The sequence below is a fragment of the Aristophania sp. ESL1142 genome, assembly GCF_058107345.1.
Window position 1 is genome coordinate 1 of record NZ_JBYLUH010000001.1, and the last position, 24,839, is coordinate 24,839.

General features: G+C 46.7%; 21 protein-coding genes and 1 CRISPR repeat array. Of the genes, 8 read left to right on the forward strand and 13 right to left on the reverse strand.

Translation table 11 applies throughout. The annotated features are described in order from the left end of the window. On the forward strand, positions 1-1,189 hold a 1,189-nt coding region (locus AC3B6P_RS00005), incomplete at its 5' end, for a ShlB/FhaC/HecB family hemolysin secretion/activation protein (RefSeq protein ID WP_489804116.1). A gap of 48 nt (positions 1,190-1,237) precedes the next feature. Here AC3B6P_RS00005 and hemA read toward each other — a convergent pair. Continuing rightward, entirely contained in the window at positions 1,238-2,449 is a 1,212-nt protein-coding gene (gene hemA, locus AC3B6P_RS00010; protein WP_489804117.1) for a 5-aminolevulinate synthase, read from the reverse strand. A 291-nt stretch (positions 2,450-2,740) separates the two neighbouring features. Here hemA and AC3B6P_RS00015 point away from each other — a divergent pair, with 291 nt between their 5' ends. Further along, positions 2,741-3,970 carry an MFS transporter gene (locus AC3B6P_RS00015; RefSeq protein WP_489804118.1) on the forward strand — a complete coding sequence of 410 codons (1,230 nt, stop codon included), beginning with the start codon at positions 2,741-2,743 and terminating at the stop codon, positions 3,968-3,970. A gap of 30 nt (positions 3,971-4,000) precedes the next feature. On the opposite strand, the gene AC3B6P_RS00020 is transcribed toward AC3B6P_RS00015, so the two are convergent. Together AC3B6P_RS00020 and AC3B6P_RS00025 are read right to left on the reverse strand one after the other, a co-directional pair. Then, positions 4,001-5,008: an aldo/keto reductase gene (locus tag AC3B6P_RS00020; RefSeq protein ID WP_489804119.1), complete on the reverse strand. Its 1,008-nt coding sequence runs from the start codon at positions 5,006-5,008 to the stop codon at positions 4,001-4,003. A gap of 22 nt (positions 5,009-5,030) precedes the next feature. Further along, on the reverse strand, positions 5,031-5,357 hold the full coding sequence (locus tag AC3B6P_RS00025) for a carboxymuconolactone decarboxylase family protein (RefSeq protein WP_489804120.1): 327 nt from the start codon (positions 5,355-5,357) through the stop codon (positions 5,031-5,033). A gap of 331 nt (positions 5,358-5,688) precedes the next feature. Between AC3B6P_RS00025 and AC3B6P_RS00030 the strand changes: the two genes are divergently transcribed. Beyond that, positions 5,689-6,600, forward strand: coding sequence for a LysR family transcriptional regulator (locus AC3B6P_RS00030; protein ID WP_489804121.1), 912 nt, complete (start codon positions 5,689-5,691; stop codon positions 6,598-6,600). A 104-nt stretch (positions 6,601-6,704) separates the two neighbouring features. Next, positions 6,705-7,472, forward strand: coding sequence for an SDR family NAD(P)-dependent oxidoreductase (locus tag AC3B6P_RS00035; protein WP_489804122.1), 768 nt, complete (start codon positions 6,705-6,707; stop codon positions 7,470-7,472). 3 nt (positions 7,473-7,475) lie between these two features. On the opposite strand, the gene AC3B6P_RS00040 is transcribed toward AC3B6P_RS00035, so the two are convergent. Further along, on the reverse strand, positions 7,476-9,092 hold the full coding sequence (locus AC3B6P_RS00040; RefSeq protein WP_489804123.1) for an NAD(P)/FAD-dependent oxidoreductase: 1,617 nt from the start codon (positions 9,090-9,092) through the stop codon (positions 7,476-7,478). A gap of 123 nt (positions 9,093-9,215) precedes the next feature. Here AC3B6P_RS00040 and AC3B6P_RS00045 point away from each other — a divergent pair, with 123 nt between their 5' ends. The 4 genes from AC3B6P_RS00045 to AC3B6P_RS00060 all read left to right on the forward strand — a co-directional run bounded on the left by AC3B6P_RS00045 (position 9,216) and on the right by AC3B6P_RS00060 (position 13,903). Then, complete coding sequence (locus tag AC3B6P_RS00045) at positions 9,216-10,319, forward strand: cation diffusion facilitator family transporter (RefSeq protein WP_489804124.1); 1,104 nt, start codon at positions 9,216-9,218, stop codon at positions 10,317-10,319. A gap of 14 nt (positions 10,320-10,333) precedes the next feature. Continuing rightward, entirely contained in the window at positions 10,334-11,251 is a 918-nt protein-coding gene (locus AC3B6P_RS00050) for a cation diffusion facilitator family transporter (RefSeq protein ID WP_489804125.1), read from the forward strand. 119 nt (positions 11,252-11,370) lie between these two features. Beyond that, positions 11,371-13,503, forward strand: a complete 2,133-nt coding sequence (locus AC3B6P_RS00055) for a TonB-dependent receptor (protein ID WP_489804126.1) — start codon at positions 11,371-11,373, stop codon at positions 13,501-13,503. 88 nt (positions 13,504-13,591) lie between these two features. Next, positions 13,592-13,903, forward strand: a complete 312-nt coding sequence (locus tag AC3B6P_RS00060; protein ID WP_489804127.1) for a hypothetical protein — start codon at positions 13,592-13,594, stop codon at positions 13,901-13,903. Positions 13,904-13,988: 85 nt separating this feature from the next. Here the strand turns inward: AC3B6P_RS00060 and AC3B6P_RS00065 are convergent, their stop codons facing one another. The 9 genes from AC3B6P_RS00065 to cas5e all read right to left on the reverse strand — a co-directional run bounded on the left by AC3B6P_RS00065 (position 13,989) and on the right by cas5e (position 24,830). Next, entirely contained in the window at positions 13,989-15,056 is a 1,068-nt protein-coding gene (locus AC3B6P_RS00065) for a WD40 repeat domain-containing protein (protein ID WP_489804128.1), read from the reverse strand. After that, entirely contained in the window at positions 15,053-16,045 is a 993-nt protein-coding gene (locus AC3B6P_RS00070) for a CobW family GTP-binding protein (RefSeq protein WP_489804129.1), read from the reverse strand. The genes AC3B6P_RS00065 and AC3B6P_RS00070 overlap by 4 nt, the downstream gene beginning before the upstream one ends. 295 nt (positions 16,046-16,340) lie before the next feature. Continuing rightward, positions 16,341-17,467: a CRISPR direct-repeat array (repeat unit 29 nt; unit sequence CGGTTCATCCCCGCGTGTGCGGGGAACAC). 111 nt (positions 17,468-17,578) lie between these two features. Beyond that, the gene (locus AC3B6P_RS00075; protein WP_489804130.1) at positions 17,579-19,054 is read right to left on the reverse strand and encodes a PepSY-associated TM helix domain-containing protein; all 1,476 of its coding nucleotides are present in this window, start codon (positions 19,052-19,054) and stop codon (positions 17,579-17,581) included. Next, positions 19,042-19,335, reverse strand: a complete 294-nt coding sequence (locus tag AC3B6P_RS00080) for a hypothetical protein (protein ID WP_489804131.1) — start codon at positions 19,333-19,335, stop codon at positions 19,042-19,044. The genes AC3B6P_RS00075 and AC3B6P_RS00080 overlap by 13 nt, the downstream gene beginning before the upstream one ends. 277 nt (positions 19,336-19,612) lie before the next feature. Continuing rightward, positions 19,613-21,886, reverse strand: a complete 2,274-nt coding sequence (locus tag AC3B6P_RS00085) for a TonB-dependent siderophore receptor (RefSeq protein WP_489804132.1) — start codon at positions 21,884-21,886, stop codon at positions 19,613-19,615. 100 nt (positions 21,887-21,986) lie between these two features. Beyond that, the gene (cas2e, locus tag AC3B6P_RS00090) at positions 21,987-22,301 is read right to left on the reverse strand and encodes a type I-E CRISPR-associated endoribonuclease Cas2e (RefSeq protein WP_489804133.1); all 315 of its coding nucleotides are present in this window, start codon (positions 22,299-22,301) and stop codon (positions 21,987-21,989) included. Further along, complete coding sequence (gene cas1e / locus AC3B6P_RS00095; RefSeq protein WP_489804134.1) at positions 22,282-23,241, reverse strand: type I-E CRISPR-associated endonuclease Cas1e; 960 nt, start codon at positions 23,239-23,241, stop codon at positions 22,282-22,284. The genes cas2e and cas1e overlap by 20 nt, the downstream gene beginning before the upstream one ends. A gap of 3 nt (positions 23,242-23,244) precedes the next feature. Then, the gene (cas6e, locus tag AC3B6P_RS00100) at positions 23,245-23,982 is read right to left on the reverse strand and encodes a type I-E CRISPR-associated protein Cas6/Cse3/CasE (protein ID WP_489804135.1); all 738 of its coding nucleotides are present in this window, start codon (positions 23,980-23,982) and stop codon (positions 23,245-23,247) included. Next, complete coding sequence (gene cas5e / locus AC3B6P_RS00105) at positions 23,979-24,830, reverse strand: type I-E CRISPR-associated protein Cas5/CasD (RefSeq protein WP_489804136.1); 852 nt, start codon at positions 24,828-24,830, stop codon at positions 23,979-23,981. Before cas5e ends, cas6e begins: the two co-directional genes overlap by 4 nt. Positions 24,831-24,839: the final 9 nt, after the last annotated feature.

A 24,839-nucleotide genomic window follows, 5' to 3' on the forward strand; every position in this document is an offset into this window, starting at 1 on the left:
TCTTAACTGGATGAACCGCAACCCTTTTCACACTGTAGATATGATTTACCATCCCGGCCAGAAAAATGGCTATACAGATGTTGATCTCCGTGTTGCAGACCGCTTCCCTGTCTATGGCTATGCCGCTTTTTCCAATCAGGGAGACCCAACAACAGGCAGGTTGAACTGGTATGTTGGCACGTCATGGGGGAACGCATTTAACCTTGGCCAAATATTGACCTATCAATTTAACCGTTCTGATACAGGGCGTTCCAATAATCATGCTGCAAGCTGGACCATTCCGTTACCAAACCGTTCAGCTATACAGATTTATGGAAGTTTTTCCCAGACAAACCCTTTTTCTGACGATCATAATGAAAAAGATACAGGCAAAAGCGGTCAAGCTTCCATCCGCTGGCTTCATATGATTGATCATATTACCCTTGGGAAGGATTTTGGCCTGGATGGTATCATACAACTGGGATTTGACTGGAAGACAACCAACTCAGATACCTATAAACCCTATATGCCCGCCATAGAACGCCATGCTTATGTCTCTGAGGCTGACACAAATCAGTTTGTCATTGGATATAATGGCTCTATTCAGGACCCCTGGGGACAAACAAAAATCAATAATCAGTTTTATTATGGACCAGGTGGCCTGACAGGCAATGACAATAAAAAAGCCTATCGCGCTATCTCGGACAGAAGTGGACCCAACTATGTATATGACCGCATTTCACTAACACGTTCTTTCAAACTACCCTGGAAGCTCTCCACCACCACAAAAGTAACCTTCCAGCGCGCTTCAAAAAACCTGCTTTATAGTGAACAGCTTTCCGCAGGAGGGCTGAGTAACGGGCGTGGCTATTTCGTAAACAGCTCTTTTGGCAGTAATGCTAACAGCTTTAGTGAAGAAATTTTTCTTCCATCATTTTCTTTTGCAAAGCTGGTCCATTTGCCTTTTATCGAAGACACTCAGAAGCTCGGTTTTTTCTGGGATTGGATTGATACCAGACAGGTCAAAAGAACGTCAGACAGCTCTCGCGCCGCTACACTTTCGAGTATCGGTATCGATATTAATAGTAAAGTAAACCGCTATCTCAACATGACCTTTGATGTTGGCTGGCGATTAAGACATGTTCACATGACCGCTTTTGCCGAACCAAAAGGCGCTTTTTGTGATTTTCAAATCATTGCCGGTTTTTAAAAATGATTGAACGCCAGAGTTCTCATCTGGCGCTCATTTATATGGAAATCATGCTGCCTTGGCATATTCCAGCTGATATTCATCCCATAGTGTTGCCAGAGCAGATACAAGTGAATCAATATCGGCATCTTTATGAAGAGGGCCAGGCGTTAAGCGCATACGCTCCGTACCCCTTGGTACAGTAGGATAGTTAATGGGCTGTACGTAATGGCCGTAACGGATCAGTAAATCATCGCAAATCTGACGGCAAAGCTTTGCATCTCTCACCATAACCGGCACAATATGGCTCGGATTCATAATATAGGGAATACGCGCTTCATCCAGTTTTTTACGAAGATAAGCAACAGCATGTTTCTGTCCCTCACGTTCAACATTGCTGGTTTTCAGATGTTTTACACTTGCCAGAACACCAGCAGCAATGACAGGCGGCAGAGAGGTCGAGAAAATAAAGCCAGAACCAAATGAACGGACGAAATCACACAAGGCCGCGGAGCCTGCTATATAACCACCAACCACCCCGAAGGATTTCCCCAATGTCCCTTCGATAATCGTGAGACGGTGTTCAAGACCCAATTCCTGGGCAAGCCCTCCTCCCTGTGCGCCATACATGCCTACGGCATGAACCTCATCAAGATAGGTCATGGCATTATAGCGGTCCGCCAAATCACAGATCGCCTCAATAGGAGACACGTCTCCTTCCATGGAATAGACAGATTCAAAAGCAATGATCTTAGGCATCTCAAGAGGAATTGCTTTAAGATGACGCTCCAGATCCTCAAGATCATTATGGCGGAAAATACGTTTTTCTGCCCGTGAATGGCGGATGCCTTCAATCATGGAGGCATGATTAAGCGCGTCCGATAAAACGACACAATCCTTCAGACGCGCCGCAATCGTACCAAGCGTTACCCAGTTAGAGAGATAGCCTGAGTTGAATAAAAGAGCACTTTCCTTCCCATGCAGGCTAGCAAGCTCTGCCTCAAGGGCAACATGATAATGGTTTGTGCCTGAAATATTACGCGTCCCACCTGCTCCAGCACCTGTTTCGTCAAGAGCTTTATGCATGGCTTTCAGAACGTCAGGATGCTGCCCCATGCCAAGATAGTCATTTGAGCACCAGACTGTGACGTCACGCCCGATCCCATGATGAAACGCCCTGGGAAACTGTCCCGCCTTCCGTTCCAGCTCCGCAAAATAACGATAGCTCCCATCGGCATGTAACCCATCCAGAGCTTTCTGAAACAGACTGTCATAATCCATGAAATATCTCTCTTTCCTCGCTCCGCTATTCTTGCGCCACCCAGCTTCGAAAATGACCGAAACAAGACTCCCAAAGCGTTAAAAAATAACTATCCGGGCAAACCTATTCGTCCATTATCTGTTTTTCAAGTTAACTCTGTTTCCTCTCGCGACAAAAACAGGCCCACTAAGGTGATGAATATTTGGATTTTCTGTAAGAATCGCTACTTCCTCAACCCTTTCCCCTCCATATAAACAATGCTAACCCCTCTTGCCTCCTCTTTATGCTTTTAGGTTTTTTTATCCTCCTCTATGACTAAAACAGCTTCTTCCTCGCCATCTGGATTCAAGGCCCTTTTCCCTTATTGGCGCATTACTTTTGCAGCCTTTATGGGTTGGTTTCTGGATGGGTTTGACCTGACCACATTCATGTTCACCATTCCCGATATTGCTAGAGATCTGGGCTGCACAATCTCCATGCTGGGCGGGGTATTACTGGGACAATCTATCGGAAGATTTATTGGTAATACGCTTTGGGGATGGCTGGCCGATCATTATGGACGCAAGCCGGCTTTCATGATTGGCGTGCTCTGGTTTGCCATCTTTTCAGCGCTTACAGGTTTTTCCCACTCTTTATATACACTCATGGCTGTCCAGTTTCTCTTCGGTATCGGGTTCGGAGGGGAATGGACCGCCTCCGCAACCCTCTTGATGGAAACCGTGCCCTCGTCTTTGCGGCCTATTGCCTCTGCCATGATGATGTCAGGATATGAGCTTGGCTATTTTGCTGCGGCAGGAGCACAGGCATTGATTTTACCTCACTTCGGGTGGCGGGTGCTTTTCTTTATCGGGGTCATTCCTGCTTTACTCTCACTTTTTATCCGCTTCGGTATTAAGGAAAGCCCTGTCTGGTTAGCCCAGAAACAAAACCAGCAGCAGGCTGTCCTCACAAAACAGCGTCCTCAATTTCATTTCACCTGGAGCCAAGCCGCCATTCAGGCCATAATTCTGATGAGTATTCTCGCTTTCCAGAAAGCAGCTCTCTACACATTTTATCCCACGATTTTACGCACCTATCACCATCTCACACCTCAGGCTGTTTTCTGGCCCATTACACTTTATTGTCTTGGTTCTTTCTGCGGGAAAATTCTTTGCGGAAAACTCGCTGAATATTACGGCAATCTTAAGGTAATGCTCGGGACAATCATAGTCGTCATGCTGATGATCTGGCCTTTTCTCTGCGCCGGAAACTGGACCCTGCTTCTGGCATCAGCGTTTATAACAGGAGGAGCCGCATCAGGGATTTTCGCCCTGATCCCGCACTATCTGGCGCAGCGTTTCCCCTCCGAGCAGCGCAGCTTTGGCATGGGGTTAAGCTACGCACTTGGCTCGCTCGGTCAAGGAATAGCTGGCAAAATAGTACCATTTTTTGGAGCAACCACAGCAACACTCCCTTTCTCTGCGATTGCTTTCGTCCTCGGCTCCAGCATCCTAACTGCATGCAGTACACTCTATAAACCCAAAGATATGCCTAAATTCTGACTTATAAAGATCACAAAAAGGGTGCTGTCTTTAAATAATTTTGCGTCCTTCAACAGGATATCCTGGGTCTGTATAACCTGGTGTGGATGAATGTCCAGGCTTGACCAGACCATCAATAAAAGCTTCATCTTCGGCGGTAATTGTCACATCCAGAGCAGCACCATAACTTTCCCATTGTTCCAACGTTCTTGGCCCAGCAATGACTGAACTGACCAAGCAATTTTTCAGGATCCATGCCAGAGCGAAAGCAACAATCGTCACACCCCTATTCTTACAATAATTGCCGATTTCCCCCGCTATTTTCAATGATTCAGGGCGCCACTCAGTCTGCATGATCCTTATATCCCCACGCCCGGCACGCGTATCAGGAGCGGGAGGCATATCTGGGCTATATTTCCCTGTCAGCACACCACGCGCAAGTGGGCTATAGGGCACGACACCCAGACCATAAGCGCCAGCTGCCGGTAGCTGCTCCACTTCACACGTGCGGTCCACGATATTATAGAGAGGCTGGCTGACAATAGGTCGTTCCATCCCGAGTTTATCAGCAAGGCGCACAATCTCGGCAATGTGCCACCCTTTGAAGTTTGACACACCATAATAGCGTATTTTCCCTTGGCGGATCAGGTCATTAATAGTGCGCAAGCCCTCCTCAAGGGGCGCGTCTATCAATGTACGATGAAAATAGAGAATATCAATATAGTCAGTCTGTAACCGTTTAAGGCTGGCTTCAACCGTTTCTATAATCCATTTTCTTGACTGCCCTTGCTGATTGGGGCCTGACATTGCCCCACCATAACCAAATTTGGAGGCAATCACCCAGTCATGACGATGTCTGGTAACAGCCTTCCCTATAATAGTTTCAGAATTACCACCCTGATAAACATCCGCTGTATCCAGAAAATTGACGCCCTGATCATAAGCAATATCAATAATTCTCTGGGCCGTCTGGGCCCCTGTCTCTCCCCCAAACATCATGGTCCCGAGGCAAAGGGGCGATATTTTCAGAGCGCTTTTACCAAGATAACGATAATCCATTATTAAGGTACCTTTCTGAATATCATTTATTCTTTTCCGCAAAGATTTGACGGACAATATTCAAAGCTGTCATGGCTGTTGGCCAGCCTGAATAAAAAGCCAGATGCGTGATAATTTCGATAATTTCTTCTTTTGTAACGCCATTTTCCATGGCTTTTTTCAAATGGAAGGGAAGTTCATTCTCCCTATACAAGGAAATCAGGCTGGAAATAGTGACAATACTACGCTCTCTTGGCGTTAAAACCTTACCTTCCCAGACACGGCCGAATAATATTTCATCAGAAATCTCTGCTAGTTCGGGAGCTATATCACCAAAAGCTTTACGCGCGGCTACTGGTTTCCCTGTCATGATCGCACTCCTTATGAACATTTTAAACAGACATAATCTCTTCTCAGAAGGATGTTACTGTTTCCTCCCAAAAGTCATGGTTCAAAATGCGCTTCAAACCGTTCATCATCAACTGCCAACAGATTTTTACCCTATGACAGATTGCCTCCGCCACATTAGGGGGAAAACCATTTTTGAAGGAATAAGACCATTTTTCGAGTATTAGTAATGTATTATATTCATCATAACAATGAAATATAGTCATTACCTTCAAAGCATGCTGACGCCTAAAATAATCAGGACATTTCCTGTCGTCTCCTCTCTGGTTTGTTTAAAAGAAAGTCTTTCTGTCTTGATCAAACTTGAACGCTCTGACCTTGCTGATTGTGTGTATTTCCTCGCCATTGCGCGCCATAAAAATTTCCGCAAAGCGGGGTTGGAAATGGGTGTCAGTGCTTCAGCCCTCAGCCATTCTCTCAAAGCTCTGGAAACGAGATTAGGCATCCGACTTGTTAACCGGACAAACCGTAGTGTCACCCTCACGACAGCTGGTATGGCTTTGCAGGATTCACTCATCACACCCTTTAAATCCATAGAAAAAACATTTGAGGATTTAAATCGTTTTCGTAACAAACCAACCGGACATATCCGTCTTAACATTGTTTCAGATGCCGGCCCTCTTTTATTAGGCCCCGTGCTTCCGGTCTTTATGGAACGTTACCCTGATATTAAAATTGACATAACATCCACAAACCGTATGGTTGATATTATCAAGGAAGGCTTTGATGCGGGTATCCGTTATGGGGGTACTGTTCCACAAGATATGATTATCCAGCGGCTGACAGGTAATATTCGCTGGATCATCACAGCTGCCCCTTCATATCTGGAGCGTTACGGCACGCCACAAACACCCTATGAGCTTAAAAATCATCATTGTCTGCGGATACGCTTGGGCAATCAGGACATTTATCAATGGGAGTTTCAGCAGGATGGGAAGGAGTTTTCACTCTCGGTCCCTGGGACAGTCACAATTGATGAAAGCCGGACGGGCCTTTCATTAGTACGCCATGGCGCAGGATTGTTTTTTGCCTCTGAACCTGTTCAGGCACCCTTACTCGCAACAGGGGAAACCAAAACCGTTCTCGAAGATTGGGCTGTGACGGGACCAGGCTATTACATTTACTATTCAAGTCGTCAGCAAGTCCCATTAGGGTTAAAACTGCTTATTGAACTTATTCGTGAAATACGCCCTCTTGGCTTTTAAGCCACTATTTTAGTCATATTCTTATTGAAAAAAATTCAACACTAAAATTTTTCTGTCACGATAAAATCAGTAAGTTCGTTTTTAATTACATGAGCGTTAAAATAATGAACCCTGTTTATGATTTTAGAAATAAAGTATCCTTGATTACCGGGGCAGCCTCCGGCATGGGATTGGCAACAGCCCGTGCTTTTGCACAGGCTGGTGCTGTCGCAGTTATGCTCGACCATGATGTTGCAAAACTAAAACATGCATCGCATTCCCTCAATAATGAAGGTTTAAAAACATTCCCTATAATCTGCGACGTTACAGACGAAGAACAGGTCGCTGCTGCCATCACCCAGACCGTTCAAGAGCTTGGTAATCTGGATATAGCCTTCAATAATGCTGGGATACAGGTCCCCCCTTGCGATGCCGCTGATGAACCTGCCTCCAATTTTGACCGAGTCAATGCTGTTAATCTACGCGGCATATGGAACTGCATGAAACATGAGCTGAAGCAGATGCGTAAGCAAAATAGTGGTGCAATTGTTAATTGCTCTTCTATTGGTGGCCTAATTGGTTTGCCTTGTCGTGCAGCCTATCACGCTTCAAAACACGGCATCATTGGTCTGACCAAAAGCGCTGCTATAGAATATGCACCGCGCGGTATCCGCATTAATGCCGTTTGCCCTGGCACCATTGACACTCCAATGGTTGCGGACATGCTTGTCGGACAAGCCGCCGCCATGAAGGAAATTCTGAAAGAACAGCCTATTGGCCGTCTGGGACGTGCAGAAGAAGTTGCATCCGCCGTTTTATGGCTTTGCAGCCCCGGTGCGAGCTTTGTCTTAGGCGTCGCCCTTCCTGTGGATGGTGGATTTACGGCTCATTAAACCTTAATGGACCAGACTTGTTATAAGCCATTCAGCCGCCCGAATCCCATCAATAGCGGCTGACAGGATTCCGCCCGCATAACCTGCTCCTTCCCCTGCGGGGAAGAGGCCCCTGATGGTCGGGCTTTGTCCGGTTTCGTCACGGTCAATCCGCAATGGAGATGAGGTGCGGGTTTCAACGCCTGTCATAACGGCATCTTCCATAGTGAAGCCTTTAAGCTTGCGATTAAATTGTGGCAAGGCTTCCTTGAGACTTTCAATAACAAAGTCAGGAAGACACTCCCGTAAATCTGCCGGTGTCACGCCAGGTTTGTAGGAAGGTTCCACTTGTCCTAATGTTACTGAAGGCCTTCCTGCAAGAAAATCCCCCACTCTTTGAGCCGGTGCCTTGTAATTCCCGCCACCTGCCTTAAACGCTGCTTTCTCCCATTGGCGCTGGAACGCAATCCCTGCCAATACATCATCAGCCGCATAATCAATACCGGGTTTGACCTCGACAACAATCCCGCTATTGGCATTACGCTCTGCACGTGAATATTGGCTCATGCCATTTGTAACCACCTGTCCTTCTTCCGATGTCGCAGCCACAACCTGCCCACCTGGACACATACAAAAAGAATAAACCCCACGCCCATTTGAGCCATGGTGAACAAGTTTATAATCCGCAGCTCCTAATAACGGATTCCCTGCTTCTTCACCAAAACGGTCACAATCAATCAGTGATTGTGGGTGCTCAATCCGTACACCGATAGAAAAGGGCTTTGCTTTCATGGCGACGCCAAGTTCGTGAAGCACGCTGAATGTATCTCTTGCAGAATGGCCAACCGCTAAAATGACATGACGGGCTGGTAGCGTTTCACCGCTCGAAAGCCTTAAGGCTTTCAGACAACGTGCATCCCCCTCACCCTTTGTCTCAAAGCCATCAATACGCGTATTAAAACGATATTCCCCTCCTAATGCCTCAATCTGCTCGCGGAAGGACTGCACAAGACTGACCAGGCGAAATGTGCCGATATGGGGTTTTGAGAGATAAAGAATTTCCTCAGGAGCGCCTGCTTTTACAAACTCCTCAAGCACTTTACGCCCCAAATGACGCGGATCTGATACACCGGAATAAAGTTTGCCGTCAGAAAAAGTACCAGCACCTCCCTCACCAAACTGCACATTACTCTCAGCGGTAAAAACAGATTTACGCCAGAGTGCAAATGTATCAGCCGTGCGAGTGCGGACGTCACGGCCACGCTCACAGATAATGGGCCTCAGACCAGCACGGGCAAGGATCAAACCGGCCAGTAATCCACAGGGCCCAGCGCCGATCACAACGGGCCTGTCCTCTTCAGAAGGCAGAGTCATGACAGGCTGTGACCAACTCATGTCAGGGGTCAAACGAATATGTTGGTCGTCCTGGAATCGTTCCAGAACGGTCTTTTCAGATATGAGATCACAATCAATTGTATAAATAAAATGGATATTATGACGCTTACGGGCATCATAGCCCCGGCGAAAAATATGAAAATGCTTCAACTCAGCTTTCTGAATACCTAATCGCTTCAAGACAGCTTCTTCCAGGTCCTTTGAATTATGCGTCAGGGGCAGGCGAAGGTCTGTAATACGAAGCACTGATGAACTCTTTAAAAAAGGTGAATCTCTAAGTGAGCAATATGACCCTTTTTCTAAAGTAAATTCAGTTGTAGAAATAGTTTTTTCTTACCTTGCCGCTGCTTCATGAGCTATCACCTCTCTATGAGCCATATTTCACATCACTCCCATATTCATGATGACCATCATGACCACTCTCACTCTCATGGGGAAGGGTTAGGCCACCATCATCATCACGCACCTACATCATTCGGAACAGCCTTTGCCATAGGCATTACACTGAACATGATCTATGTGCTGGGAGAAGCAGTCTGGGGTGTTCTGGCTCACTCTCTTTCATTACTGGCAGATGCAGGACATAACCTTTCTGACGTACTGGGGCTGGCAGCAGCCTGGTTTGCCCAGTCACTGACTAAAAAAGCACCTTCAGGACGGTTTACTTATGGCCTGAAACGAGCAACGATCCTTACAGCCCTGACAAATGCCGTCATCTTACTCCTTGTCACGGGCGGCATTATCTGGGAGGCAATCCTCCATCTTATTTATCCTGAAACAGTCCATGGCATTACGGTCAGTCTGGTCGCCTTCATAGGAATTCTCGTCAATGGGGGCACTGCCTTACTCTTTATGAAGGGTTCAGCACATGACCTCAATATGCGTGGTGCCTTCCTTCATATGGCTTCTGATGCCATCATGGCCTTGGCAGTGGTCATTGCAGGCGGACTGATTGCCTGGACGGGATGGAATATGATTGACCCCATTGTGAGTTTGATCGTCTCCTTTACGATCATCTGGGCAACATGGTCTTTATTAACACAATCACTCAATCTAGCCCTTGATGGTGTCCCAACCGCCATCAATATTTGCGAGGTCGAGCAGGCGCTACGGGCTTTACCGGAGGTCGCTGACCTCCATCACCTACATATCTGGGCCATGAGCACAACAGAGACTGCCCTGACGGTCCACATCGTGCCACGTGCACTTACGCCCTCTCCCTCTGCGTCACAGCTCATTACCCAGACCAGACAGATTATTGCTGAAGGCCATAAGATGCTGAGAGAACGTTTTGCCATCCGCCACCCGACCTTCCAAATTGAAGACCAGACCTCTCATGACAGAGAAATTATCTGTCCCGATGAGCTCTGCCCCGGTGTAATCTGCTCAGAACCTCTTATTCATACAGAACATTGTGACAAATGGCCTGATTCAGATGAGCATGGGCATGATCATGCTCATCACCATCACTAAAAACGCCTGCCATCATGACACCCCTTCAGCTCAGAATTGCCCGTTACTCCATCGCCATCAGCGTCATCGTCCTGGCCATTAAATATGGTGCCTACGCTGTTTCCCACTCCAGCGCCTTGCTCTCTGATGCGATAGAAACAATTTTGAATGTCATAGCCGCGATCGGAACCTTAGGGGCTGTGACAATTGCCTCTCACCCTGCCGATCATAACCATCCTTATGGGCATGGTAAGGCAGAATATCTCTGGGCTGTCATCGAAGGGACACTGGTCGTTCTGACAGCGATCGGGATTTTTGCAATTGCCTGTTATGATCTGCTTCATCCCACTCCTCTAAAAGAACCATTTTTCGGTGTACTGCTTAATGCAGGCGCCGGCGTCATCAATCTTATCTGGGCAAGGGTCCTGATCTCTATCGGCCAGAAGCGCCATTCACAAGCCCTGACATCTGCAGGAGAGCATGTGCAGTCAGATGTCTGGGCCAGTCTGGCTCTGGTGATCGGCGTCTCGCTGATTCCGCTTCTACAGTGGTTATGGCTTGACCCGGTTCTTTCCATGCTGGTCGCCCTGAATGTCTTATGGACTGGCTTTGGCATGGTGCGTCAATCTACGAAAGGCCTGATGGATGAAGCACCAGACGCAGAGCTTATTCAGGGCGTTAAAAACGTCATCGCTCAAAGCGGCAAAGACGCTCTCGAAGCCCATGATTTACGCATGAGACGTGTTGGTGCCCTCTATTTCGTCGAGTTTCATCTTGTTGTCATTGACAATATGTCCATCACCAGGGCTCATGATATCTGTGACAAGATTGAAGCAGCTATCCAAAATTATCTAGGTCATGCTTCCATTCATATTCATGTTGAGCCCAAAAGTGTTGCTGATGAGGAAAAACGTTCCGGTCAGAAACATCGTCACGTTCTGACATTATCCTAAAATTCCTGAATTTTTCACCCATCGCCCATAGCAGCATATTACAAGAAATTTTATTGACTTTTCTCCCGCAGGAAATTCTATAATTTCCGTGTGGTTATGGTTTTTTGTGAGAGTTTTTCTTGGCCTATCCTGTACGATCCAGCTTTTTCTGGTCAATGACAACAATCGGATGGCTGTCAGCTATAACGCCCTTATCTGCAGAAGAAACCACAGCTAAAACCTATAAACACTCTGAAGACCATATTACAGTCCATGCATCTAACCCGGCCCGTTCACAAATTTCCTCTTCAGGCGCGACATCCTATCATCTTTCATCACAAACTATTGAAACCCTGCCACAGGGAGAGAACGCCTCTTTCAATCAAGTCATGCTGCATATGCCCGGCGTGGTGCAGGATGGCCACGGAGAAGTACATATACGCGGCGAACATGGAAACCTGACCTATAGTATCAATGGCGTCTTGCTTCCAGAAAGCCTTCAGGGCTTTGGGCAGGTCGTCGATACACGTATTGTGCAATCCTTCAATCTGTTAACAGGTATTTTACCAGCTCAATATGGCCTTCATACGGCTGGTATTGTTGATATTACGACTAAAAAAGGGGCGGGTCTCAATCATAATGAACTCTCCCTTTATGGCGGCAGCTATAATACGATCACCCCCTCGCTCCAGTTAGGGGGCACTCATGACAAGTTCGATTATTTTATAAGCCTTTCTTATAATCATAATACGCTCGGCATTGAAAACCCGACCAATTCATTTCGAGCCGTTCATGATCTCACGCAGCAAGAGAAAGGGTTTTCTTATCTTTCATGGCATTTTAATACCCATAACAGCCTGACCTTTATCGCCAGCACGTCCTATGGAGATTTTCGCCTTCCCTCAACACCTAATCTTGATCCTCTTTACCCCCCTATCGGCATTGGGGCAGAGATGCCCCATCATCTCAATTCACGCTTTATTAAAGACCGGCAGAACGAACAGAATCATTATGCCATCCTTTCCTATAATTATAAGCAGGATGATTTTGGCCTTCAGCTCTCACCCTATTTCCGTTATGGCAGGCTGGCCTATTTCCCCGATGAGGCAAAAGACCTGATCTATCAGGGCGTTGCACAAAAACAGATCAATGACTTCACAACAGGCGGTATGCAGGCTGACATTCATTGGAACGTCGCCCAGGATCATATCTTACGGGCGGGACTTCTGGGACATTATACTGACGAAAAGCTTGGCACGAATACGCTTTTATTCCCGACTGATCAGGAAGGAAATGTCAGCTCAACTACACCGCATCGCTTGATTGATCATTCAGGGAACTGGGCCATTGAATCCAGCGCCTATATTCAGGATGAATTCCGGATCAGCCATTATTTCACTTTCAATTACGGGATCCGTTACGATCATTTTGCCTCCTCCTTTACACATGATCATCAGCTCAGTCCCCGTGCTTCATTTGTATGGAAACCTGATCAGAAATTGACTCTCCATATTGGTTACGCCCGTTATTTCACGCCACCTTCACCTCAATATCTTTCTTCAAAGTCCCTAAAACATTTCGAAAACACAACAAATGCGCCAGAGACAAATGGGAATAATGTCCCAAAGGTTGAAACCTCCCATTATATTGATGCGGGTCTAACGGCAGCCCTCACCCCGCATCTTGATTTCAATATTGATGGTTATAGTAAATGGGCACATAATCTGCTTGATACCGGGCAATTTGGTCAGGCCATTATCACAACACCCTTTAATTACCGGCGCGGGCAGATCTATGGTGCTGAAACAGGGCTTTCATTCCATTCTGGCCCCTGGCAGATTTATGGTAATTTCTCCTACGTCCAGACCTATGGGAAAGGAATCAGTTCAGGGCAATATCATTTCGACCGGGAGGAAATAGATTATATCAAAAATCATAGAATTCACTTAGACCATCAAGGCCAATATACTGCCAACGCCGGCATCTCCTGGCATACAAAACGCCAGCTTGTGGCACTGGATTTTCTTTACGGAGATGGCCTCAGAAGAGGTTTTGCCAATATAGGAAAACAGGCCCCCTATGACGTGTTCAACCTAAGCTATCAATATAATTTTCTGCACCTCATCCCCGGCCACAAGGTCAAAGCCCGTGTTGATATCATGAATCTTTTCGACAAACACTATACCCTCCATGACGGCAGCGGAATCGGCATCTTCCAGCCCCAATATGGCCAAAGACGGAGCGCCTATTTCAGTCTGATCGGGGAGTTATAGATTGGATTCTCAAGGTAAAATAGTCTTTTAAATATTTATTAAAATTTAATTCCTATAATGGTCGAAGATTTGAAGAATAATTCAGGCCATGCCTGTAAAACTATTTAAGATATTTCTTTTAAGTGCATTCTGCACATTTTTAATATCACCTTTAATGGCTGATGACTTGCGAAATAATCAGCCTATCCACAGAACACAAATACAACATGCAAAGCATATTCCCCCAGCTTCTCAGAAAGAGGGCGTCAGCTCTGGTTGCGAGCGAAAAGTCTGGCTTAATACCCGCAGTATGATTTACCACTATCAAGGTAGCCCTTGGTATAATCACACAAAACAGGGTGAAGAACTATGCGAAAAAGACGCCATTGCAAAAGGTGCGAGAGCTTCTCGCAGTAATTGATATTATAGTGACCCTCTCATTAACATTTTAATCATAAAATAAAGGATCTTATGACAGGCGGTTCTGCCACCTGTCATAAGATTATTCATCCTTCAGCCGAAAGATCCACGACCCCGCAATAACCTTCTTCCGTGCCGAAGGCCATCATGCCGCCATCGGGGGAAAAAGTGATTGAGGTGATGGCGCCACGGGCAATGCCTTTGCTTCTGGCACCACGACAGACGGGAATGGCCCTTTCTTCTTCACCACCAACTTCGGCAATAATGATGGCCCCATCTTCATAGCCAATAGCAATAATATCCTGAGTAGGATGAGTTGCAACGACGCTACTGAAGAGACCGGGCAAGCGGGCCAGTTCCAAAGGTGGTTTCCCCATTGGACCACCTCCAAAAAAGGGCCAGAGGACAGCAGAATCAGCCCCGGCTGTCGCGAGCCAGTGACCTTTGCGCGTAAAAGCCATAGAGCGCACCTGGCGTGGATAGCCACTCATGCGCATATTATGCCCATCTGAAAGACGCCAGCCATGGAGCTCATTTTCCTGCATGGACGTAACGATAGCCTCATTATCAGGGTGAATGGCAACACCAATATGGCTGCCTTTCCACTCATAGGAACGGGGCGAGCTTTCTTTTGCCTTAACAAACCATAAGGACACACCATTATAATGAGAGGCTGCTATTTTCAGACCTTTTTTATCAAAGGCAATGCCCGTCACCGTTGAAGGATGCTTAAGGCTTTTAAGCTCATCCTTCCCTGCTGCATCCCCTATTTTTACATCTTTTTTCACGGAAAAAGCATAATGAGTGGGGGTACTCTCAAGCGTTTCTATCCAGCCTTTACTTGTATAAAGGACGTCATGGCTTCCATCGGGAAGGATTTTAACCACACGACCATCCTCTCCCCCTGTCAGAAAGCTGTTCCCTTCACATCCCTGTGCGATGGATAGGCCCCCATCATGCACGGTAAGAACCTGCCAGCTTTCAGAGTCACGCATCGTCAGGCGGTTTATCAGAACCACCTCACCATCAGCCGTCAGCGCCGCGATCATCTTGTTATCGCGCGATATTTTCACCCCAATCACAGGGCTTTCAAACTGTCTTTCCGCGCCGCGTGTTGCAAGCACTTCGTGACTTAAAGGATGTTGATTTGTCATGAAGCAAGGCAGCTCTCAAAACCACGGCGTAAAGCCGGCCTGTTCAGATTACGCCCGATAAAGACCAGACGGGATTCTTCATCAGTTGAAGGGTCTTTCGCCTCACCAATAAAATCACCATCAGCCATCATATGCACAGCTTGAAAGGCAAAACGGCGCTTTTCCCCTTTGAAATGCAGAATTCCTTTGGCCCTGAGAATATCTGGCCCCTGCTCCTGAAGGATTTTCCCGATCCATTCATGAAAGCGTTGCTCATCAATTTCACCCTTAAGACTGAAGGAAACGCTATAAACGCCTTCTTCATGATGATGGTGATCACTTTCCAGAAAGTCCGGCATTGTGGCCAGGGCACGTTTAAGGTCAAAACCGCCTTTATCAAGAATATCTGTCAGGCGTGCCTGACCGCGCTCTACTTTATGAATCTGCGCTACTGAATTGATCGAACGCAGTTTTTTTATGATCTCTTCCTGCTGCGCCTTATCCACAAGATCACATTTATTAAGGATAATCACATCAGCAAAAGCAATCTGATGAACAGCCTCGGGACTTTCTTTTAAGGTTTGCAGGATATTATAAGCGTCAATCACAGTTACAACAGCATCAAGACGCGCCTTATTACGCACATGCTCATCAACAAAGAAGGTCTGGGCAACAGGAGCTGGATCTGCCAGACCGGTTGTCTCGACAATAATGCCGTCAAAGCGTCCACGTTTGCGTAATAATTTTGTCAGAATACGGATGAGATCACCCCGCACAGTGCAACAAATGCACCCGTTATTCATCTCAAAAACTTCTTCATCCGCATCAACAACGAGGTCATTATCAATACCAAGTTCACCAAATTCATTAACGACGACGGCATATTTCCGCCCGTGATCCGTCGTCAAAATATGGTTTAGCAGGGTAGTCTTCCCCGCTCCCAGAAACCCTGTCAAAACGGTAACCGGAACGGTGTCCTGCGTCTCAATCTGCTGCTCTGAAACCGTCATGAATCTGTTCCTTCATTATAATGTCTTAACATATCAAGGAGCTAAGAATACGCCTTTTGGCGGAGAATGGGAGAGTTATTTTTATTTAAAAATCTATTGGTTACTAAATGACTTTAGCCAGTCCTCAAACTGAATCTCATCGCACTCACTATCCCATAAAAAAGCTATCAAGCATGACCGACCACATTTCACTCTAGCCTATAATCACTTTTGCACCACCCATAACTCCAAAGAAAACCCACACACACTTCAAGCAGAACATCTAAAACAAAGAAAACAGTTTTTTGATTCATCACGGTTCATCCCCGCGTGTGCGGGGAACACTACACAGGAACGGTTTCGTTCCCTATTGCGATCGGTTCATCCCCGCGTGTGCGGGGAACACTTTCTTTGGGCCATTGCTAAAGAGTGATGTGACGGTTCATCCCCGCGTGTGCGGGGAACACCTCTGTCTCTCCTCCTCCTCGTCCTCTGGCTGCGGTTCATCCCCGCGTGTGCGGGGAACACTAGATCAAAATGAGCCAGCGCTGACTGACCGCCGGTTCATCCCCGCGTGTGCGGGGAACACATCAATTATTTTTGAATGATCGTATTTTGCCCCGGTTCATCCCCGCGTGTGCGGGGAACACGTGAGCATGGTGATAATTTCAGGGCCAGTGCCCGGTTCATCCCTGCGTGTGCGGGGAACACTTTGACTTTGCTTCTATCAGCGATCAGGCCGTCGGTTCATCCCCGCGTGTGCGGGGAACACGCAGGACGAGAACTCAAGAATTTCGGAACGTCCGGTTCATCCCCGCGTGTGCGGGGAACACAGACATGAAGCCCTCCTCTCACAAATTGAGAACGGTTCATCCCCGCGTGTGCGGGGAACACCTGATGCCTTTGCTGAATTCCGCCGTGAGGCTCGGTTCATCCCCGCGTGTGCGGGGAACACGAGCAAAAATCCACCCTGCCCATTCAGGATTGCGGTTCATCCCCGCGTGTGCGGGGAACACATTTTGTCCTTTCGCTGAATCATTGACCAGAACGGTTCATCCCCGCGTGTGCGGGGAACACGAGAGCGTGCCAAGATCAGCGGGGTCACTATCCGGTTCATCCCCGCGTGTGCGGGGAACACTTGCGGATTGAAGGCAGAATTTCTCCGACGACCGGTTCATCCCCGCGTGTGCGGGGAACACCTTACGGTGCGGGATTCAATCCAGCGGGCCACCGGTTCATCCCCGCGTGTGCGGGGAACACAATATATCTAGTTCGGGCTACCCTATGAGTATCGGTTCATCCCCGCGTGTGCGGGGAACACGACGGAACTTGGACGTGACATTTCAGAGCGGCCGGTTCATCCCCGCGTGTGCGGGGAACACAAAAATCAGAAGAACTACCCAAAGGCGCTGAACGGTTCATCCCCGCGTGTGCGGGGAACACTCTTGTTGGAAGTTATTGTTATTCAATAGGAAAATTCCTGTCAAGAAATCTACCAAATTATTGCTTATAAAATAGGCAAAAAAAATCTCTTCCGTGCCTTTAGAACAATTTTTATAAAACCTTCCCAAACGCATCAAGAAAAATACGGACCATTATGCATACGGGCAAAGCAGCACTTATGATTAAAGCTGCTTTCTTATGAACATAATGAGCAGATGGGTAATGACACATCCATCCTATAAGGAAAAATACAATTAAAACGCCATAATAAACGCCATATAAAATATTATAATTTTGGCTATAGGACGTCAGTAACGACAAAATAAACAAAACTGATATTCCAGAAATTGTCCCAAAAACCCAGCTGGAATTTAATTTCTCAAGGAAGCAAATATCCCAACGCTCCTGCCCACGATCTGAACATCTGGCTTGTTTACGGCGCGTCTCAATCCAGAGATAATTACCTGTATAAAATAAAAAAGCTCCTCCCAAACCAAGAATTACGTACCCTAATCTGACAAAAATACCTCCATAACTGCCAAAATGAAGTGCAAAAAAGCTTGTCAGTACGGCATAACCGGCTGATTGATAGCCCGGCAGATAGTCATGAGAGATAATTTTCCCGTTATAGGGATTTACTGGAATGATACTTCCTTCAGGAGCACGGTGACTATAATGCGGGTCATATCCCGTGACGTTCAAAGCTAAATGATGATGTTTCTGACTATAATTCAGGCCTATTGGTCTGAAAGCCGGCGCCTGACTTTTTAAATTTTGAATAAGCGCCAGGCTCCCTAGTGGAATGTCAGAATTATGAAACCCACCAATATCAGCCACCTTCTGATGACGTACATCAGAAGATGACGGCGCAAATAAAGCATGTTCTATCGAGAAAATCTCTCCATGAAAGGCGAATACAACCGATGTAACGGCCATAATCACATGAAAAGGAAGTGAGAAAAAACCCAGAACATTATGAAAATCCAGCCATTTTTTACGAGCATTCCCGATGAAACGTACAGCAAAAAGCGTTTTCATCAAAGCTGGCAGATAAATGATAACTGCCGAAACCAGAGCCACAGCATAAAGCAGGGCAATAATCCCCATAAACATCTTTGCTGCTTTATGTGGTAATGGAAGGCCGACCTGACGGTGGAGAACATCAATAAAAAGAGCAGTCTGGGATAAACTCTCTTTTGTTACCTCTACTCTTCCTTCACGATCCAATGTGGATATCGTTACTGTACCGGAATTATGAAAATGACCTCCCTCTCCTGGCCAGCGCAGTAATATTTTTTTCTCAGGCGTATCGCTTAAAACAAGGGAGTAATTTTTCTGGGCCTCCGGAAATGCAGAAAAGGTTTTGGTGAGTAAATCATCTACCTGCTCCAGAGGAACAGAAGGCTTTATATTCATAGGAAAAGAAAGACTATTTTGCAGTGGGCGCTCAAACATCGTGATGGCCCCCGCATAAAAAGCGACAAAAAGGAATAACCCGCTAATAATTCCGACCCAGGAATGAACAGAGCGGTATAATTGAACCACGTCCTTTGATATTCTGGGTAAAGTGATTTTCATGAAAGCCATAATTTCACCCCGATGAAACCACTCCATGTGGCCATATTAGCGATTACGTAGAAGAACCAGGCTCTCCATGCGGTACTCCATAAAAAGCATGTAGAAAAAGAAAAGATCCAAAGTAAAACACCTGACCACATCAAATATTGATCCAGAAGGTCACCCGGTCTTCCCTTACTATGTCCTAACAGACCGATGATCCCCATAAAGCCTATAATCAGGGGGGAGCCCAGAAAAATGGCGGCCATTAATTTGGACAGCCATTGAAAATCTCTAGTCGCTTTTTTCATGATTTTTTACCGTGATTTTTCCAGAAAGCGACCCCAATAGGCCCTATTGACCATAAGATCATCATCATCATAACCAGTATAAAAGCCGATGTTCCATAACTATAATCCTGCGTCAGGCAAAGATAGGACGCACAGAAGCAACAAAACGCGCTACAGAAAACCGGCCTTTTAGAGAGAGGTTTTTTCAGGATATATTGATGATAGGAGGTCAGATAAATTAATAAGCACCCCATCAGACACGCAATATTTGCTATGATGAATAACCTCATTTTCTTATTCACCAACGATATTCAAGACGTGCTGTCATACTGCGTCCCTGTCCATAATAACAGGCTGCTACAGCAGTACAAGTTGCGACAAAACGCTTATTGGCAATATTTCGGACGTTTAATGAAAGATTAAGTCCCTTATAACGGGGGGAGGACTCCCCAAAGTCATAGCGTAAAAACGTATCGAACAGGACATAATCAGGAATAGAGAGCTTATTGGCGGTATCGCTATAGCTATCACCTGTATAACGGACCCCACCTCCAAGACCCAAACCTTTAAGCATGCCATAATGAATGCGCTGATCTATAAAAATAGAAGCCATCCATTTAGGGGCCTGAGGCAGATAATTGCCCTTTTGACCGATCTGGTTTGTCTTCGTGATGCGCGCATCGCTCCTCGTTCCTGTAAAAATCAGGGCCATATCCCAAGGCAGATTTGCACGCCCCTCAAGCTCTAATCCTCTAACACGCCCCTGCCCTGTCTGCACAAGACAGGATGATGTCCCGCAAATGGCATCACCGTCAGGGGTTGTCATATTTTTCTGCGTAATCTCATAGGCACCAAATGTCACATAAATTGACTTTCCATATTGATAACGCAACCCGGCTTCATATTGCTCTCCCGTTGTAGGCTTGAAAGGCTGCCCGGTACGTGACAATGAGGGATCAGATACCTGCGGCTGAAAAGACTGAGCATAACTGAAATAGGGTGCCATTCCATAAGGAAGAAGATAAACAGCACCAGCCCGCCAGGTAAACTTATTCGAGTTAATCTTGTAGCTATTATTGGTGAGCACATTTCTTGTATTATCACGCGCCCAATCCTGCCGCCCCCCTATTGTCACACGCAGGCGCTCAACCTTGATCTGGTCCTGAAAATAAAGACCATTCTGTTGGCTGACTGTTGCGGTATAAACCTGTGGGCTCAGATTGGCGCCAAAACCTGAAGATCCACCGGAAACAGGATCAAATATATTTATAGGCGCAACAAGCGAGCCCTTCACCGTATCACGGGAATGATTCCAGTTTGTGTAGAAATAATCTGTCCCTACCAATATCAGATGACGCACTACAGACGTTTTTAAATGTCCTTCAAGCTGCGTATCAGTAGCAATCCCCTGTGATTTCCCACGCCCCTCGACTGCTCTCCGTCTTACCGTCGCTCCGGGAATGCACCCTGCCAGAGACGGTGGACAGCTCGTTAATGTATCACCAGACAAGACGGTCGCCTTATAAAGCGTATCGATATATGTATAACGTGTATTATTCCGTAATGTTAGAAAACGGTTAAAACGATGCTCAAGAAAAGACCCTATCAAAGCCTGATTGCGGTCATAGCGATTCCATTTCGGTTCACCAATAAATTCATTATTGGCAATATGATGCCCATGAGACGGATAAAGTGTGCCTGTTGCAGGCAGAAACTGGAAGGTTGATCCCCCCTGATCGCGTTGATATTGAGCCAGAAGTGTCCAGCTTGATTGCCATCCATAACGCCATGTCACACTAGGGGAAAAATAATAGCGACTAAGAGACACATCTTTCAGCTGGGTATCGCCATGTTTCACCATAGCGACGACACGTCCCAGAAGAGTCTTGTCTTTATTCAAAGGTCCGGAAATATCTCCCAGAGCTTGTCCCTGCCAATTGGCAAGATTTGTAAAACCTGTTCCCTGAAGGAAAAACTCCCCCTCACTTTTTTTGGTAGGTCTTTTCGTTACAAGATTAACCACGCCGCCAGGGGCTGTCTGCCCATAGAGCGCACCGGATGGCCCTTTCAGAACCTCGATCTGTTCAAGAGCTGCCGGGTCAAAGGAAGTGCGTGTCCATTGTCCACCAGAAGGAAGGCGTAATCCATCGATAAAATTATTATTGGACGAAAATCCCCCTGCCCCGAAACCACGCACAGATACCTCATCAACACGGCTGTCGATCCCCTGTGGCTCTGCCTGCACCCCGGCCGTATAGGCTAGTGCATCCGCGATTGTAGGTGCTGCTCGAAGTTCTATTTCCTTCCGGTTTACAATAGAAATTGTCTGAGGAGATTCAATAATAGGCGTGTGTGTTTTTGTCGCTGATGATGCACGGGAAACCCCCGTTGCCGTGACGATGATGACTTCCTCCTTAGTCTTCTTTTCATCCTCTTTCTGCTCAGGCAGAGAAGATTTTTTTAACATAAGAGGGAGCACTCCCTTTGCATGAGCAAAACCACATCCTGCCATAGTGCTACCAGCCATGATAAAAACCGAGAAAAAACGCCCTGCAACACAAGGGAAAGACATTTTTCGACTCTCTCAGATATGAAGATTAAGAGAGTCTCTCATAATTTTATTGAGAATGATTGTCAATTGCGCTTAAAGAACGCTTATTTTATCTAAGAAATCAAGATGTTGGGAGAAGCACCGTCGCAGGTAAAGCAGCCTCAGGGCCAAAAGCAACCAGTTTCAAATCATCAAAATCAACAGAAACCCGGCGATTTGCACCGCATGTATCAAATTCAAAACCAGCATCATTGGGAGCAGACCAGGCAATGACGGCATTGCCCCCCTCAATGGCTGAACAAACCTGCTGCCAGATCATTCCTCTGACTTTTCGCCCATAAGAACCGATATAAACGCCAGCTCTGACCTCCAGCAACCAGACTGCTAATCGCCCCCTTAAACGCGGTGGAGCATTTTCAACCACGATGACCAACATCGCCTAACCCTTCTGGATCTTCAAAAGCAATTGGCATTGCCTCTTCATTGGCTTCGGGCATGGCAAGCTCACCCGCTGCCAGAATCTCAGCAATCAGCGGAATAAGCCGATTTAAAATCGATGTACGTCGAAAAGCATCTCTACAACGTCTTCTAGTCGTACTGACAGGATCAGAAATCACCATACCATCAAGAGGTTTATTCTTTTGTACTGCTGCCGCAACACGAAAGGCTTCAGGCACAACCGTTTCAAACTTGACGATATCAGCAATATCATAAACAAAGCTCTGAGGTTTCCCTGTATGAAGAAACCCTATCGCTGGTGCATATCCTGCAGCCAGGATAGCCGCTTCTGTAATACCATAAAGTGATGAAGTGGCTGCTGAAAGGCAACGATTGACCACATCAGACACATCCCAATCATGAGGGTTATAATTCCTTCCATCCCACTCAACACCATATTGATTGGCCAAAAGGCTGTACGTCTTCCTAACCCGACTTCCCTCAATACCTCTTAACTGATCGACCGAACGCTTATCAGGTGCTTCCTCTTCAAAGCGAAGAGCATACATTTTACGGACAATTTTCAGACGGGCCGTATCATCCAGAGCCAGTCTTGCCTGAAAAAGAAGCCTGTCAGCACGCGCTCCCCCCGGCTGACCGGCAGCATAAAGCCTTACCCCTGCTTCACCAACCCAGATCAGTAATGTACCGGCTTTTGCGGCAAGCCATACAGCTTTATGACTGACTCTTGTACCAGGCTCCAACATTAAACAGGCCAGCCCGCCAATGGGTATATGCATTCGCGTGCCGTTTTTATCAACCAATACAAACGCCCCATCCAGCACATCAAGCTGGCCTTTTTCTACAAACAGAATAGAGGAACGTTCTTTCAGAGGGATAGGCCGTGGCGGTGGCAAACCCGTGAGCTTGTCAGACATGGTCTATGAGGCGCGACGAATGAGCATCAGACCACATCCAAAAGCTTTTGCCCTACCAAACCCTTCTTTCAGCTTTTTTAGAAATGCGTCGGGTTCCGTTACCTGCAGGACACCCGTCAGATCCATCACTCCAAAAGTCGCCGGGTCAACACTCCATTGCCTCGGAAGGCGTAAGACATCGCAAGATTCAACCATGAAATTGTCAGTTAACGTAAAACCTGCATTTTCACCTTGCTTGGAGAGCCACGACAATGCAGTATCCTTCGCCAAATCTTCCCTTTTTTTTGCACGCTCTGATTTGTCGATTTTATGTAATGCATCCATAACAATATCGTAACGTTTCCCTCTTGTTCGAATATTCTGCGAAGAAGAAGGGCCCTTTCTTGAAACTGTCGCATTCACATAGAGCTGGAACTGTAATTTATCACCTATACTCAGTCGTGGATCAAAAGATTTTGTCTCCACCTCAAAGAGGTCATGTTTATTATCCGGTAATCGTTCCGATAGCGTAATATATGAGCCACTCCCTATATCACGCCACAGAAAGTCACGTTGACGTGCTGGATCATCACTAAATAAAGACCAGATCAGGGAATGGGACATCACGACATTCTGTGCATTCGCTTTCCCATCCCTTTTGGATTTCCCGGGGGCTTCCCGCATTTGTTGCAAAAGCTTCGTAATCGTCTGGACCGATGGCTGGTGGCTTATAGAAATACGTGAAAGGAAAAGGCTACTCATAGCTGTCCTCCCTGCTGCGGCATGCTCAAGACAGCTTCTTCCCGCAAACCAAACTCCCAATTCCGACGAGATAAAGGCTGGTCACGGCGCATGATCCGGTGCCTCGCCACCCACTCTCCTCCTTGCATTTCTATATCTGCAGCATCCATAACGACCAAAACCTCTCCCCCTCCGTCAGATCGATAGCCCGTTTCACGAATATGCTGATCACGATAAAGAGCAGCTGGCTTTGTTATCCCACATCCAGTTTTCTCTTTTTCCTTCCTTCGTGCGTATCCTATGGAAAGTTCTGCTTCTCTTCCGTTTTTCTGGCGTTCTGACAATGCTGCCGTTACTGAATCTGCTTCAATAATCTCTGGTGCAAGAGGTAAACCAAGTGGGCATGATTTCCGCCCGAGATAAGGCGTAAAAACAGGCTGCCTCATCGCGCTCTGCACATTTTCCAACGTCCATGGCCCCGTATCATCACGTAACCATATCGCCCCTAAGTGCCAACTCCCCATCCGATATTCACGACGGGAGAGAACCGTCGCAATATCCTGTGGATCGGTCGAAAGTTCCTCAGCCCGTGTTGCATATGTCCTTTTCTTTGTCCCCGGCGCCATTTGTGCTGTATGGAAATCAATCAGCAAGGCACCCGGAGCCTGGCACAAAAGAGCAACCCCACAAGAATTTGAAAGGGTCTGATGCTTCTCTTCTTTCTCGCGCGTTAGGCCAAGGCAACCAGCAATAAGCCCCAAAACAGCAGAGCGCGCAGGACGTGTGAAACCATCACGACGCCCCCCTACAGCAATATCTCCAAATGATGCCATAGGGGCGACAAGGGCAAATGTCAGGAATTTTTCCATAACATGAGC